The 14,403-nt window shown below is 57.1% G+C and carries 14 protein-coding genes; 5 read left to right on the plus strand and 9 right to left on the minus strand.

The window, feature by feature from the left end; translation table 11 throughout:
* The first annotated feature begins 84 nt into the window (after window positions 1–84).
* Window positions 85–705 carry a TMEM165/GDT1 family protein gene (locus NW842_RS08060; protein WP_414417818.1) on the plus strand — a complete coding sequence of 207 codons (621 nt, stop codon included), beginning with the start codon at window positions 85–87 and terminating at the stop codon, window positions 703–705.
* Here NW842_RS08060 and NW842_RS08065 read toward each other — a convergent pair.
* The 3 genes from NW842_RS08065 to mgtE form a co-directional block, all read right to left on the minus strand.
* Window positions 683–1,384 (minus strand): MgtC/SapB family protein, encoded by a 702-nt coding sequence (locus NW842_RS08065; protein WP_414417819.1) that lies wholly within the window; start codon window positions 1,382–1,384, stop codon window positions 683–685. The two genes, NW842_RS08060 and NW842_RS08065, sit on opposite strands and share 23 nt — an antisense overlap.
* A gap of 27 nt (window positions 1,385–1,411) precedes the next feature.
* Window positions 1,412–1,615 (minus strand): hypothetical protein, encoded by a 204-nt coding sequence (locus tag NW842_RS08070; protein ID WP_238376758.1) that lies wholly within the window; start codon window positions 1,613–1,615, stop codon window positions 1,412–1,414.
* A gap of 198 nt (window positions 1,616–1,813) precedes the next feature.
* Entirely contained in the window at window positions 1,814–3,187 is a 1,374-nt protein-coding gene (gene mgtE, locus NW842_RS08075; RefSeq protein WP_414417820.1) for a magnesium transporter, read from the minus strand.
* 913 nt (window positions 3,188–4,100) lie between these two features.
* Here mgtE and wecB point away from each other — a divergent pair.
* Window positions 4,101–5,276: a non-hydrolyzing UDP-N-acetylglucosamine 2-epimerase gene (wecB, locus tag NW842_RS08080; protein WP_414374800.1), complete on the plus strand. Its 1,176-nt coding sequence runs from the start codon at window positions 4,101–4,103 to the stop codon at window positions 5,274–5,276.
* Here wecB and NW842_RS08085 read toward each other — a convergent pair.
* The 4 genes from NW842_RS08085 to NW842_RS08100 all read right to left on the minus strand — a co-directional run bounded on the left by NW842_RS08085 (window position 5,265) and on the right by NW842_RS08100 (window position 8,353).
* Window positions 5,265–5,528 (minus strand): TMEM14 family protein, encoded by a 264-nt coding sequence (locus NW842_RS08085; RefSeq protein ID WP_414374802.1) that lies wholly within the window; start codon window positions 5,526–5,528, stop codon window positions 5,265–5,267. The genes wecB and NW842_RS08085 overlap by 12 nt on opposite strands.
* Window positions 5,529–5,556: 28 nt before the next feature.
* Window positions 5,557–5,763 carry a hypothetical protein gene (locus tag NW842_RS08090; RefSeq protein ID WP_414358077.1) on the minus strand — a complete coding sequence of 69 codons (207 nt, stop codon included), beginning with the start codon at window positions 5,761–5,763 and terminating at the stop codon, window positions 5,557–5,559.
* Window positions 5,764–6,086: 323 nt separating this feature from the next.
* Window positions 6,087–6,893 (minus strand): PPC domain-containing protein, encoded by an 807-nt coding sequence (locus tag NW842_RS08095; protein WP_414417821.1) that lies wholly within the window; start codon window positions 6,891–6,893, stop codon window positions 6,087–6,089.
* Between the two features lie 167 nt (window positions 6,894–7,060).
* Window positions 7,061–8,353, minus strand: coding sequence for an aminotransferase class I/II-fold pyridoxal phosphate-dependent enzyme (locus NW842_RS08100; RefSeq protein WP_414417822.1), 1,293 nt, complete (start codon window positions 8,351–8,353; stop codon window positions 7,061–7,063).
* Window positions 8,354–9,249: 896 nt separating this feature from the next.
* On the opposite strand from NW842_RS08100, the gene hpf reads away from it, so the two are divergent.
* Both hpf and NW842_RS08110 read left to right on the plus strand, forming a co-directional pair.
* Complete coding sequence (hpf, locus tag NW842_RS08105; protein ID WP_414374807.1) at window positions 9,250–9,822, plus strand: ribosome hibernation-promoting factor, HPF/YfiA family; 573 nt, start codon at window positions 9,250–9,252, stop codon at window positions 9,820–9,822.
* A gap of 12 nt (window positions 9,823–9,834) precedes the next feature.
* A complete protein-coding gene (locus tag NW842_RS08110; protein WP_414358068.1) occupies window positions 9,835–10,575 on the plus strand; it encodes an urease accessory protein UreF in 741 nt (246 codons plus the stop codon).
* Window positions 10,576–10,615: 40 nt separating this feature from the next.
* Here NW842_RS08110 and NW842_RS08115 read toward each other — a convergent pair whose 3' ends face one another.
* A complete protein-coding gene (locus NW842_RS08115; protein WP_414417823.1) occupies window positions 10,616–11,830 on the minus strand; it encodes an RNA-guided endonuclease InsQ/TnpB family protein in 1,215 nt (404 codons plus the stop codon).
* 267 nt (window positions 11,831–12,097) lie between these two features.
* The gene (locus tag NW842_RS08120; RefSeq protein ID WP_414375631.1) at window positions 12,098–13,390 is read right to left on the minus strand and encodes a D-alanyl-D-alanine carboxypeptidase; all 1,293 of its coding nucleotides are present in this window, start codon (window positions 13,388–13,390) and stop codon (window positions 12,098–12,100) included.
* A gap of 384 nt (window positions 13,391–13,774) precedes the next feature.
* Here NW842_RS08120 and NW842_RS08125 point away from each other — a divergent pair, with 384 nt between their 5' ends.
* A complete protein-coding gene (locus NW842_RS08125; protein WP_414358452.1) occupies window positions 13,775–14,302 on the plus strand; it encodes a MarR family winged helix-turn-helix transcriptional regulator in 528 nt (175 codons plus the stop codon).
* Window positions 14,303–14,403: the final 101 nt, after the last annotated feature.

Raw genomic sequence — 14,403 nt, forward strand, 5'->3', positions numbered from 1 at the left:
TTCACCTCTAGGTGTGAACCGATTCCACACACAAGAGAGGTTGGAGGCTAAACGATGTGGGCTGGTTTTGCGTCAAGTTTGCTGTTGGTTACGGTAGCAGAGTTTGGGGATAAAACCTTTTTTACCCCCCTGATTCTGGCTATGCGACACCCGCGCCGCTGGGTTTTCTTGGGGACGTGGCTGGCTTTGGCCGTGATGACCTTGCTGGCGGTGGTGGCCGGGAAGGTGCTTTTCAAGCTGCTGCCACCCCTGGGCGTGAGAGTGTTATCGGCTGGGGTTTTTGCGGCTTTTGGGCTGAGAATGCTCTGGCAAGCTTACAAGATGACTCCCCAGCAGGAAAAAGAAGAAGAGGAAGAAGCCCTCAGGCTGGTGGAGCAGGCAGAAGAAAAAGGGGCGGGCCGCGGCGGTGCTTGGGCTATTGTGTGGGAAGCCTTTAGCTTGACGGCCTTGGCCGAGTTCGGGGATAAAACCCAGATTGCCACCGTCTCCTTGGCGGCTACCCACCCGGGATTGAGCGTCTGGGCAGGGGCTACCCTTGGCCATGGACTGATGGTGGGGCTGGCGGTGGTGGGAGGTCGTTTTTTAGCAGCTCACATCTCTGAACGCGCCGTGCATTGGGTGGGGGGCGGCTTATTTCTGGTGTTTGCGTTGCTGACCGGTTGGGAGCTACTGGGATCCGGGATCAGCCAAATTCCTGTTCGATGATCCGCCATCGGGCAGTGATCACACCTGGCTCTAGGCTGAGGCGGCTGACGACAAGTTCCAGGGCTTGGTCATCGCGGGTTTGGGTGACCAGCTCTGCTTCGACTTTGACCAGATCAGGCTTGTCCTCCAGGTCTTCGCTGTAGAGGGCGCGCAGTTTGAGATGGGTGGGAGCTATGCCTTGCAAGAGCAAGGCGCGGATGTGGGCCTCTGCTTGGCTTTTGCAGATGAACGAACACTCATAGACCAGTTCCAGTTCTGTGCCCTTTAGGGGCTGCTGGTTGATGCGGTAGCCCAGCGGACGCAGCACAACGTTGGAGATCAACACAGCTGCGGCCCCAATGGCAGCTTGGGGAATGTACCCCGATCCGGCAAAGGCTCCCACCGCGGCTGCACACCAGATGGTGGCGGCGGTGTTCAGGCCACGGACGCTGGCTCCTTCCTTGAGGATCACGCCACCGGCCAAAAAGCCAATCCCCGATACCACTTGGGCCGCAATACGGGTCGGGCTGCTTTCATCAGGGGTGAGAACCGAGAGCATGACAAACAAAGCTGCACCCGTGGCCACCAAGGTGTTGGTGCGTAAGCCGGCCATACGCTGCCGCCACTGTCGCTCCAGCCCGATCACGGATCCCAAGATAAAGGCAACCGCTAGGCGCAAGGTGAAGTCAATCCAGGTCATGCTCCGGTTCTCGTGAAAGGATAAAGTTTAGCCATCCTCATCTGGGATCCCAAGGGCAGTGGCTTCCTGTTGCAAGGTTTGCCAGAGGGCTTCCAGTTGAGCAAAGGCGGATTCTGGGGCCAGCTTACCACCTGTTTCTAAAGCACAGGTTATGCCCACCCGATAGGCATACTGCTGCAGCCGTGACCGAAATTGAGCAGCAGCCAAGGGAGATAGAACTTTCAAGGTCATGGCACACCTCCTAAATGTTTGCTGTAACCCTTCGTTGGTCAAAGGACACCTCGTAAAAGTGCTCTGCGCCGCCGTCGCGATGGCCTTGTGGCGAGACTCTGAAAGGCTGATTTCTCAAGAAGGGCTGGATTATTCGTTCCTGGAACGCGCTTTGCCGGTGAGGTGCCCCCTGGATCTAGCGCCGGCGCAGCCCTAGAGCTACACTTCAACCCCGACTAGCCAAGCCACCAGGGTGAAATACACCCAGAGGCCGGTGAAGTCTTTAATGGTGGTGATAAAAGGATCCGCTCCCGGAGCGTGGTCAAAGCCCAGCTTTAACATCACCCAGGGCAAAATGGCGCCCAAGATAGCCCCCAAAGTGAGGACAATGGCCAGAGCCAAGCCCACCGCTAGACCCAATTGTGGGATCCCATTGGGTGCCCCCTGCCAGAAGTAGGCAATCACCCCAGCCGTGGCCCCCAGGATCACACCGATAATGCCACCAATGCTGGCTTCCCGCAGCAAATAGGGGAGAAACTGCCGCACGTTGATGTGGCCCCAAGCCAAGCCACGGGCAAAGATGGTCGTAGATTGGGTACCGACATTACCGCCCATATCCATGACCAAGGGGATGAAAATAGCCGCTGCCGTTACTGCTTGCAACACTTCCTCAAAGGTTTCGATCACTCCCCCCACCACCATGCCGCCAATCAAGGTGATGATTAAAAACGTGATGCGCAGGCGGACGGCATACCAACGGGAGCCTTTAACCAGGCGCTCGCTCCAAACCTTGTCTCGGCTGAGCAAGTTGCCCACCCCTGCTTGGGCCAGAGCGGCGTCGGTGGCTTCTTCTTCCACCAAGTTGATGACATCTTCAAAGGTGATGTCACCCACCAAGCGTCCTTCACTGTCGACCACCGGAATAGCCGGCAAGCCCGAATCCTTGAGCAAACGAGCTGCCTGGAGATCCCGGTCGGTAACCCGCGCCACAGTATCAACCCCTTCAATCAGCTCCCGAATCGGTAGGTCGGGATCCGCCTTCACCAGCCGCACAGTGCGGATGAGACCCTTGTAGAACCGTTGCTCATCTACCACAAAGATCACATCCAGCTCATCGTCTCCCAGTTGGGAGTCCCGCACGCTGGCCAGAGCAGCCCCGACGGTGAGGGTATCCCGTACCGACAAGTAGCGCAGGTTCATCAGCCGACCGGCACTGCGCTCTGGATAACCCAGCAAGATATTCACTGCTTCCCGAGCTTCTGGGCTGAGGTTGGCAATGAGGCGCTTGGTTACTTTGGCCGGCAACTCCTCAAACAGACGCACCCGCTCATCCGGAGGTAAGGCTTCTACCAGCCGGATCACTTCTGGGCTTTCCATGCTGCGAATGAGATCGGCCTGCTCTTCGGGCCGCAGATACTCAAACACTGCAATGGCTTTGTCTTTTTCCAGCAAGCGGAAAGCCAAAACCCGCTGCCGAGGTGAAATCTCCATCAACTGCTGCACCAGCTCGGCAATGGGAGCGCGGTTGGCCTCTCGCTTGGCGGCTTCCAAGGAAGCAGGGGTTAGGAGATCGCGAAGAATGTTGTGCCGCATGATAAACCTCCGAACGTTGGGGTCAGCCGGGATGAAGAGAACCAGGAGGTCAACAGCCAACCGGTGCTCCGAGGCTCACAGGGAAGCCCTGAAACCCTTGGATGGCCGCGCAGCAAGCCGTAGGTCTAGCGCCAGGCCTCCAAGCCCAGCTTGGATCGCAAGCGCCCAAGCCGATAAGAGGGACTCCAAGGGATCCCCAGGCCTGCGGAAACCCCAAAACCCACAACAGGAAAGTCAAGGGGAATCCCCTCGGAATTACTCCTGATCTCCCCTTTTCTGAACAGGGCTGTACAAACCCATTGCTCAGGTAAGGCTCTGCTCAGCTCATCTGTTCGTCGCCGACTGAGAGAGCCACCCAAGTCAAAAGCTAGCCGGGAAAACTCTCCCACCCCTTCGCGTTGGCGAAACGGGATCCTCTCAAGCGACGACAGAAGCTGTCAGCGGGGAAAAGGAAGACACCAGTAAGAGCCCAGTCTTCAAGAACGTGCTCCTCGAAGACCATCCACTGGTGGCTGGCGCTACAACTACCGGAAGCGTCCATGCTGTTGAACGTTTTCCTCCAAAAAGGTTAACCGAAACAACCCGGACAGCCAGAAGAGGATCTCTTCAGCCCCCTTTAGGTTAGTTGCAGGAGTGGGATCCCGTCAACCCTTTTTCTCCAGCTCATCCGGTGAACAATCGGCGGAGCAGCTTGAGGGTAAGATCGGAGTGAGCAGCAATAGCCCCCTCGTGGTTCCTCTCGTCTCGACATTGCCCTCAGCCTGACTCAGCAGAGTCCACACCCCGGTGGCTTGCGACCTTGAGCAACCCACACCCTTCGCCACTTCTGTTTTTTCAGTAGCCTTGCCCCAATGAGCTGCGCGGAGTGGGTCAGCTCTTCCCATCTTCTACAGGCGCCGATGTCCTTGAGCTTATGGCCTCCCTTCCCCTCATTGCCGTGATCTTGGGCACACGGCCCGAAGCCATTAAGCTGGCCCCGGTGATTCAAGCCCTGCGTGCCAGTCCCCATCTGCGCACCGAGCTGATCTTGACCGGACAACATCGGGAAATGGTGGATCAGGTGATGCGGCTATTCGGTCTGCAAGCGGATCGGGATCTGGCGATCATGCGCCCCCGCCAAAGCTTGACAGACATTACCGAAGCCACCTTGCGGGGCCTGGAACTCTACTTTCAAGAGCAACATCCTCAACTGGTTTTGGTGCAGGGAGATACCACCACCGCCTTTGCGGCTGCCTTGGCAGCTTTCTACCACCGCATCCCGGTTGGGCATGTGGAAGCCGGACTGCGCACCGATGATCTCTACAATCCTTTCCCCGAAGAGGCCAATCGCCGCCTGATCTCTCAGTTGGCCAGCCTGCACTTTGCCCCTACCCCCCAAGCCGTTGACAACCTGAAGCGAAGCCACGTGGTGGGATCCATCCATTGCACCGGCAACACCGTCATCGACGCCCTACTGCAGGTGGCCTCCCAAGGGATCCCCTGCCCCATTCCCGGCCTGGACTGGCAGCGCTACCGTGTCCTGCTGGTTACCGTGCACCGGCGGGAAAATTGGGGGGATCCCTTAACTGCCATCGGCAAGGCTCTGCTGCAGATTTTGGCCGAGTTTCCCGATACCGCCCTTCTTTTGCCCCTCCATCCCAACCCCTTGGTGCGGGATCCCCTGCAAGCCCTGTTGGGATCCCATGAGCGGGCCTTTCTCACCGAGCCTCTGGACTATCCCCTCTGGGTGAGTGCCATGCAGCGCTGTACCCTCATCCTCAGCGACTCCGGCGGCATTCAAGAAGAGGCCCCTGCCCTGGGCAAACCGGTGCTGGTGCTGAGGCAGACCACCGAACGTCCTGAAGCGATTGCTGCCGGCACCGCCCGCCTGGTAGGCACCCATCCCGAAGGGATCCTGAAGGCAGCCCGAGAATTGCTCACAGACCCGCAAGCTTATGCCCGCATGGCCCAAGCCCAAAACCCCTTTGGCGATGGCACCGCCGCCCGGCAGATTTGCCACATCATCGAGCGGTGGTTTAATCCGCAAAGCCGCTCTGAAAGACTACGCAACACTGGTCGCTTTAGCGGGACGGAGTCCCTACGAAGCTGAACTTTGCCCAGCATGGAGAGGAGAGAGCAGAGAGAAGAGATTTCTTCCTCTCACTCCTCCCTTCTCACTCCTCGCCCCTCGGTACTCAAAAGGCTGGTTGTGAAGGACTGCACTGCCAAGTTCAGTCAGTTCGAGACCCAGTACGTGCCCCCCGACCAGAGACTTGGAGCTTTTGCCCTTCACATAGCCGATTGCTCCGCCCACCAAAAGCAGTGCCCCGTAGACCAGCAAGGTGATTTGTGCGGTCAGCACGATGGGGAAAACCTTGTCCTCTCCGGGCTTAATCCACAAGGATATCGCGAATCAAGGGCAGGCGAATGCTGATGTAGCGGTTGAGAATCGAAGCATCGACACTGCTGAGGGCCTGTTTTTTTTGACAAGCGCTCAGAAGCAGATTCACCAAGTCATCGTCACGCTTTGTGAGCCAATCTGGCCTGCCAATCTCGCTGACCAAAGACCAAAACTGGCGTACCATTTCAGGAGTCATGGCATCCATTTTGTGGAGATAGGGGCTGAACTGCAAAAGAATGGTCTAGGCCATCGATCTGATTCTAGAAAAAAGACGTCATCCACGAGGACAATATTTCGGCTCCGTCACAACTTAGGATAAGATGTCACGCTTTCCCACAAAGCTCAGCAAGCAGTGCCCCTTCCGGCTTTGTGAGGATCTTAGGAGGGTAAACCGGCAACTCCTGACGTGTATCAACATTCATTAGGCGTTAAAAAACGATGATTCCTGTCAAAATCTCGACATCAGCACCAGAAGATCCGCAAGCCCCCTTATCCAAGCTTCCAGATAGGGAGCAGATGCTAGCGCAAGGTGTACTGTAACCCATAGGCTCCTTCCTCTCCCGGCTTATGGGTGTTGGCCCGCAGGGTGTAGGTGCCGGTGCGGGGTAGAAAGGCAATCATGAGAGCATCGGTTCCACCACCTTGGTCATCATCCCAAGCCATGACTTCTCCACTCGGATCCAGCAGTTGCAAGAAGGCATCCAAATCAGAGCTGGTCATGGAAGCGATTAGGATCTGGCCGGCGCGGGCGGCAATGGGGTATTCGTCCATCCAACTGCCATCCTCGGGGTGCTGAAGGGATCCCTCCTGCAGACGGCCCGATAGGCTTTGCTGCCAATCTATCTGGGTGAGGACATAGGTGAGCCGGTAGTTGCCGGTGGATTCGGGCTCAAAGCTGGTGGCCCGCAAGGTGTAGGTGCCTCCCTCCGGCAGACGCACCGCCAACAGGGCATTCACATCTGGGCCAGAGTCATCGTTAAAGCCGATCACCCGCCCTTGGCCGTCCACCAGCTCCAGGTAAGCATCAAAATCTTCGCTCTCTAGGGCCGCAATTAAAATCTGCCCCGGCTCAGCGGTGATGGGGATCCCATCCCAAAAGCTGCCGTACTGGCGACTGACTTCATCTCCCGCCTCCAGCGCTCCCGTCACGGTTTGGCTGCCTCTCCACAGAGCAGAACGGGTCAGCGCAGATCCCACCGGCAAGCCGCTCTCTCCCACCCGATCCAACAGCCGACAGCCGCCAGCCAACCCCAATGCCACCAGAGCCAGAGCCAAACGGGATCCCCAACGGCGAGGAGACACGCAAGAACGGTACAAGCTCAGCATCAAAAGGGATCCCTTTCTAAAGAATGGCAACTGTAGACTGATCCTACCCCCTGATTGATTGAGCGAAAAGTTGGTCAGAGACGACAACTTCTGCCAACTTCGTGCTGAGTTTTGAGGTTGTTGGCTTGCCCCTTCCTTGCTGTTTCAGCCGAGAGCAAACTGTTGGCCTACAGGGTTTCCCAAGCTTGCAAGACGGCTTCTAGGGCCAGCCGCCCATGGTAGAGATGGGTTCCCCCCTGCAAGTAGACGGTGTAGGGATCCCGCATCGGCCCATCGGCAGAGAGTTCTGCACTGCTCCCGGCAACAAAGGTGCCTGCTGCCATCACCACCGGGTCTGCATAACCGGGCATCACCTCCGGCACTGGGGTTAGGTAGGAATCCACAGGAGAACTGTTTTGAATCGCTTGGCAGAAAGCCTGCAGCTTTTGCGGGGATCCCAATTGAATGGCCTGGATGATATCGGTGCGGGGAGTTTGAGGCAGAGGCGAGACCGGGTAGCCCAAATCAGAAAACACCTGCGCCGCCAGATGGGCGATCTTCACCGCTTCGGCCACCATCTGCGGGGCCAAGAACAGACCTTGAAACAGAAGGCGGTTGAGATCCAAAGTCGCCCCCCCTTCAGAACCAATGCCCGGAGCCGTCAGCCGACAGGCCGCTTGCTCCACCAGCTCTGCCCGCCCGGCCACATAGCCCCCGGCGGGAACAAGGGTGCCCCCCGGATTTTTGATCAGAGATCCGGCAATCAGATCTGCGCCCACATGGGTTGGCTCCTGGGTTTCCACGAACTCGCCGTAGCAGTTGTCTACAAAGACCACAACTTCGGGGTTTTGCGCTTTGACCATTTGGATCATCTCGGCGATCTGGGCGATGGGAAAGCTGGGCCGCCAATCATAGCCGCAGGAGCGCTGAATGTGAACCAACCGGGTTTGCGGTCTGAGGGCGGTTTTCAGGGCCTGCCAATCAACAGTTCCCTCCCGCAAATCCAACTGGCGGTAATCGATGCCGAACTCCCGCAGGGATCCCCGCCCGGAGCCCCGCAGGCCGATAACCTCCTCAAGGGTGTCGTAGGGGGGGCCGGTAATGCTCAGCAGCTCATCCCCCGGACGCAGCACCCCAAACAAAGCACAGGCGATGGCATGGGTACCAGACACCATCTGCAGCCGCACCACCGCTGCCTCACAGCCCATGATCTGGGCAAACACCCGATCCAAAACCTGCCGCCCCTGGTCGTCGTGGCCATACCCCGACACCCCGGCAAAGTGATGGGATCCCACCCGCTGCTCGCGAAAGGCCCGCAACACCCGCGCCAGGTTCTCTCTGAGGGTCTTCTCCACCGCCTGAAACCGCTCCTGCAGAGCCTCCTCTGCTCTGTCCAAAAGCTCTGCCGCCTTCAACGGGATCCCTCTGCCCACACCGTCTGCCTCACCTTTCGCACACCAAGGCGATTCCGAGAGTAGCATTTTAGCCACCCCCAAAAGAGCTGGTCTTTTCCCCCCAGCTTCCCAATAAGACTGCGCCGGCAGAACGGAGTTCCAACTTCTTATGTAGCTCTCCGAATAGAAACCTTACGGCATGGAACAGCGGACAACAGGCTTGCCAAAGCCAATACCAACAGCGACAATACCCCTCAAATTGAAAGCCCCATATTGATAAAAAGCTTAATTTATGTCAATATCCCTTCATTTTTCCTATCAAGCGCCATCCAATCGAGATTCTGCTAAGCTGTGGAGTAACACCAACATACGGTAAGCGGAGAACTGGAGCATTTGGATTGCCGAGTTATGGGCAGTCCGGCGTGGGTTTGGTTTCTCAAAAGCAGGTCAGAGTTAGAGACGTTGTTTAATCAACTTAAAATCCAGCTTGGAAAGCTTTTTAGTAGGCTGGATCTGTCTATGGGTTTGATGATAGATTTGTCTTTTGGGTTAACCCATTGACCTGGGAACTTGCAACTTAAGCTCGAAAGAACTTTTCCCAAAAGCACCCAATACGGCCAACTAGGAGTCTATGTCTTGCATAACAGGGATCCCGCTTATCCGCAAAACTCCCAAGATTTGGGAAAAATCAGGAGATTTGGGAAAAATCAGGAATTCAAGATCTCCTTAAACATTAAGAGAGCCTAAATTTATTCTTAACCTCTGGCAGAGATCCCAGAGAGAGATGTTAACTTAGACTTAACCCAAGAGGTTAGTGCCACTCCCAAAGCCGATCTGCTCACCCTTGATGACAGGGCTTCGTTTTTGCAAATTAAAGGGCTGAGGTCGCCCGTGAGCTGGGGTCGCTTTCGAAAGCCAGAGGGATCCCAGGTGGGGGTGAGGCGCTATCTCAGGTATAAACCGACATGACTGGGAGAGTCCTCATGACTAAGCTTGTGATCCAAGGGAAAAACGTCGAGATTACCGAGGCCATCCGCAGCTACGTTCAAGAAAAAATTGAGCGCGCTGTCAGTCATTTTGCCCAGATCACCAGTGAGGTTGATGTCAACCTATCGGTAGCCCGCAACCCCCGTATCAGTGCCAGCCAATCTGCCGAAGTGACCGTCTACGCCAATGGCACCGTGATCCGGGCGGAAGAAAGCAGCGAAAACCTCTATGCCAGCATCGACCGTGTGGCCGACAAGCTGGCCCGCAAGTTGCGCAAATACAAAGAACGGAACGGCATTCACCGCGTCCGCCACACCCCCAAAACCTCCGTGGCAGTGGCCCAGCAGCCCGCCACCGATCCGCTAAATACGGAACGGCAAGCGGAGTTACCGGCAGAGGTGGTGCGCACCAAGTACTTCGCCATGCCACCCATGACGGTTCAGGAAGCGTTGCACCAGTTGGAGCTAGTGGATCACGACTTCTACGTTTTCCGCAATATCGAAAATGGCGAGATCAACGTTATCTACGTCCGCAACCACGGTGGCTACGGCCTGATCCGCCCCCGCTAAAGCTTCGCGAAAATGCGTGGTGAATTTTCCCCCCGACTTGCTTCTCTAGGATCCAGCGGCGCTTTCTATCTGTTGCTACAACTTACCGATTCTGCTCTGCCGATTGGGGCCTATTCCCACTCCTGGGGCTTGGAAGCTGCCGTTCAAGCGGGGCAACTTCGGGATCGGGCCAGGGTGCAGCAATATCTGCTGGGGGTTTTACACATGGGCCTAGCCCCCACCGAGGGCAGAGCCTGTGCCTTGGCCCATCGTCTGTCCCGATTGGGAGCCGAGTCAGGAGTGGAGAAACTGCAGCAGCAACTGCAAGCAACCCGTTGGGCGGCAGAACCGCGCCAAGCCAGCTTGGATTTGGGCAAACGCCTAGCTCAACTGGCAGAACGCACCTGGGGAATCTCCGTCCCCAAAGCAGAGGGAGAGCCACTGCATCATTCCTTGGTGTTCGGCTGGATCTGCGCTCAGGCGGGCATTGGGCTGGAAGATACCCTGCGTGCCTTCTTGTTCTCCTCCCTCACCGGGTTGGTCTCGGCGGCAGTGCGCTTGGTGCCTTTGGGGCATACCGAGGGGCAAAGCCTGCTGGCCCAATTGTATGAGCCGATCGAGGCAGTGGTGCATCAGGAGATTCTGCCGGTCATGAAGCGAGCCGAAAGGCCAAACCTCTCCCTCGGCTGGCCGCCCCTAAGCAGCTTCACCCCTCTACAAGAACGGGATTGTCAAGCCCACCAACACCTCTATTCCCGCCTTTTTCAATCGTAAACTACCCACACTCATGCTGATGCAAAGCGCTCCGCGCCGCTCAAGCGAAAGAGTGCGGGCTTTCAGTAGCCCTGAGCTTGTTTCGCTCGGCAGAACAAAACAAGCCCGGACCTCCAGGCTGGTTTACGGCAGCCCCCAAGAGCGCAATTACGTTTGCACCATTCAAGTCCGCATCCCCTTCCCATCCACAGTGCCCACACTTAAACTGCTTCCCACTGCGGTAGGACTGTTCAGGGTCGGGATGGATGTGCAAACACCGGTGGCAGGTCTGCGACGTGTAGGCAGGCGGAACAAGAATCAGAGAAACCCCTGCAACCCTCGCCTTGTATTCCAGAAATTGACGTAGTTGGTAGAACGCCCAACTGTTGGCCCTGCGCCTTTCGGTTTTGCTGCGGGGTTGTTGATTGACCCTTTCCCGAATCCCTGTCAAGTCTTCCAGAGCAATAGCGCTGTTTGTGGCCTTTGCCCTAGAAACAATAGCTTTAGAGATGCGATGATTGACCCACGTTTTTGCTACGCAACGCTGACGCGACTGAAAGCGCCTCTCCTTGCCAGACAGCCGTTGCAACAGTTCTCTGCATCTGCGCCGGGAACTGCGGGTGCCCTTACTGGCTTTTTGCTGGAGTACCGCTCTCAGCTTGGAATAACGGTCTCGTATTTTGCTCAACTGCTGTCCATTCCAGTTGTCCCCCTCTGACGTATGGGCAATATCTGTCCTTCCCAAATCCACGCCTATTACCCGAGCTGTGTTCTGCTGTTCCGGTAACTTTGCTTCCACGCAAATCTGGATGGAGTAGGAACCGTCTTTGCGCTTGACCAGAGTGGCCGATTTGGGATTGGAGCCTGCCAACTGTTCTCTCTGGTAATGACCAATCGCCAGCTCAAAGCGCTCTCGACCCTCCACCGTGGTCAGCGACACCGTCCAGTCTTTCTCGCGAAATGAAAAGATACGAGCGTCATAGGTAGCAAAGCCCCCCTTGAACGCTTTGACCGGACGGTTTTTCTGTCGGGCAACTTTACGAGCACCTGCTAGCCGTCTGCAGACCTGTACGGCCAAGTTACTGGACAAGCCGAACCGGGCACGGATTTCGCGGTAGCACAGAGATTGAAGTTTAACGGCGTTAACGATCTTCTCCGGTGTGTTCTGGTTCACCCAGTTCAAGGCTTGGCCGAAGGCATCCAAGGTCGCATCCAACTTTGCGGCTTGCGACTGAGACACCTTGAGCCTGCAGGAAAGGGTCAGGACTTGGGTCATACCCTTACGGTACCTCATCAAAGTGCATTCCTCCCGACCCTCGCCCTGTGGGCAGAGGGCGGGGCTCCTGCGCTAGTAAGCTGAGACTTCAATCACCAGCTTCCCGTACTGCTTAGCCACCGCCTTCAGCAGCTCTTTGAAGGCTCCATGTGCCCAAGTCAGTAGCGAGCGCACTACTCTGCCCTGCATAGCTGCAAGGCCGCAATCTCTCGCCCCCTAACGGGAAGTGGGGGAGAGGTACATAAAGAAGAAGTCTAATTGTCGGCATTAGCGGCGAAGGGGCTCGGAAATGGCCGCCACCTCCCGCAGAAACTGATCCTGTTGTTGGCTCAAAATGCCCAGGTCGGGGCCTTGGTTGAGCAGGATAAAGCGGGTGCCATCCGGCAATTGCCCCATCATCATCAGCCGATCCGCAGCGGATCCCACCTGAGCCACCGTGCCTGGGGGCAAGGTGCGCGCCTGCAGGGTGCTGTGGCCAATGCCCGCTCTGGGCAAGATCCGAGTCGGATCCCCGTCCGTGAGATCCACCAACTGCTCCCAGAGGTGAGCTAGGGCGCGAGGGGAGAGGTACAGGGCTTGCCCCCTTTGTCCAAAGCGAATGTCTTGCTCGGCGGGAGCCATGTCGGGATCCAGGCGGGAAATGGGCTGAGACACCAACCGCTGCCGCAGGTACTCCAGCAGGGCTGTTTTGCCCCCCAGTTCCGCCAACAGGGCTTCTGCCATAGTCCGGTCGTTGCTGCCGTTGAGGATTTGCAACAGGGATCCCAGGCGTAGCGAGGTATAACGAGCCAAGCAGTGGGCGTCCGCGGGCAGGGCTGTCAGGGTTGACACCGAGCCGCGAATGGCAACCGGGTGGGGCTGTTGCGTATCGCTGAGGAGCTCTGCCAAACGCCGAGCACCGGCCAAAGGATCGGGTTGGCCCAGCAGGTGGAAGGGGGACAACACCTTCACATCCCCGTCGATCTGGCGAATGTTGAGGCTATGCAAATGGTGGGCCAGCTCTGCCACATTCGCTTCCGTGAAGTAGGGATCCCCGCCACCCACCAGGATCAAATCTCCCGTCAAGCGATGGCCCAAAAGATGGCCTGTGGTGTAGAACCGGGTCTCAAAGCGACGTTCATAGCCCCAAGTCTCCAGGGCCATCAAGCTGATGGCCAACTGATCCAAGGCTCCCACCGGCAAAGGCCGATCCGATAAATGCTCCGCTAACAGATCCCCTTCCGGTGTCCAGAGCAGGATCCCCTGTTGAGAGAGCGCTCCCCCTTGGGCTGCCAATCCCTGCAAAAAGCCGGACAAGACCGGAGCATAAGGGGAATCTTCCCACTCCGGCGATTGGGCACGAGGCCACCAGGGGGGAAGGCCCGGAGTTCCACTTGGGGAAGGCAGCGGCGGCGGTGGGGTGGGGATGGGGGGGAAAGGATTCTGAGCCGATGTGGGAAACTCGACTTCGGCACCCGTGCGATTGCTCCAGCAGGCCCCCAAGGCCAAAGCACCGGCCAACGGGATCCCTGCCCAGAGGAAACGACGATGGGAGCGCAACCCCTGTGGGATAAGCGGCATGATGACCTCACCAAAGACACTTGCAAAAGACGACAGGCTGGCAAGACTTGACGCTACTCTAGTGCCATCCGAACTGCCTTTGCAAATCTCTGTGGCAGCCTCTTCCAGCGCTATCGACTCCAGTTCATGCGAGCCCATCTTTTGCTTGGCAGGGATCCCACTCGGCTGTAGCCTGATGCGAAGCCAGAAAATGCTGTGTTGCCTGATGGATATCCTTTGCAACGGCAATGGCTGCAGATCGTCCGTTGGCTGTGCAAGGGCTAGGCTGTACTGGAGAGGGTGGGAGATGGCTCATACACTCGTGCAGAACGGATCGCAAGCTCCTTCTCTCCTGAGTAAAAGATAAAATAGGGCGATTTAGACTCTAAGCATTCCAGGCCGCCAATGGGAAACAGTCCAACCAAAGTAAGAGTTCAATCGGAAAAACAGGCTTTCCTAGAACGGTGGCATGACATTCTCGCCCCCAACTCCTTGGGCTATCGCATTCGATTGTTGTCTCAATTGGTGCGGCGGAAGTTCCAGTCCTATTTAGAGCCTTTTGGCCTAACCATCTCCCATTGGGTGGTGCTCTGCTGCCTCTGGGAAGAAGACGGGATCCCGACTTCCACCATTTGTGAGCGCCTGCAGCAGTTGGGGGGCACCATGACCGGGGTGTTGGATGGCATGGAAAAACGGGAGCTGATCCGGCGGCAGCGGGATCCTGAGGATCGGCGGATTTGGCGAGTCTACCTCACACCGGCAGGAGAGGAGCTGAAAGACGTTTTGCCCCCTCTGATTTGGCAGTTGCGGGAGCAAACCTACGGCTGTCTCAGCCCAGAAGAACGGGCAACCCTCTCGCGGCTGGTGGATCGGCTGATCGCCCATTTGTCAGTGGATCCAGAGGCGGCTGTATTGTCAGAGCCAAGCCAATAGTCTTTGGTCTTCATGGGTCGTGTTGGTAAACTACCCCCGCCTAAAGGCGGGAGCTTTCAGTAGCCCTAGAGTCGGCAAGCCAACCCTGGACCTCTAGGCTG

The organism is Synechococcus sp. R55.4 (genome assembly GCF_047461935.1).
Classification (GTDB): domain Bacteria; phylum Cyanobacteriota; class Cyanobacteriia; order Thermostichales; family Thermostichaceae; genus Thermostichus.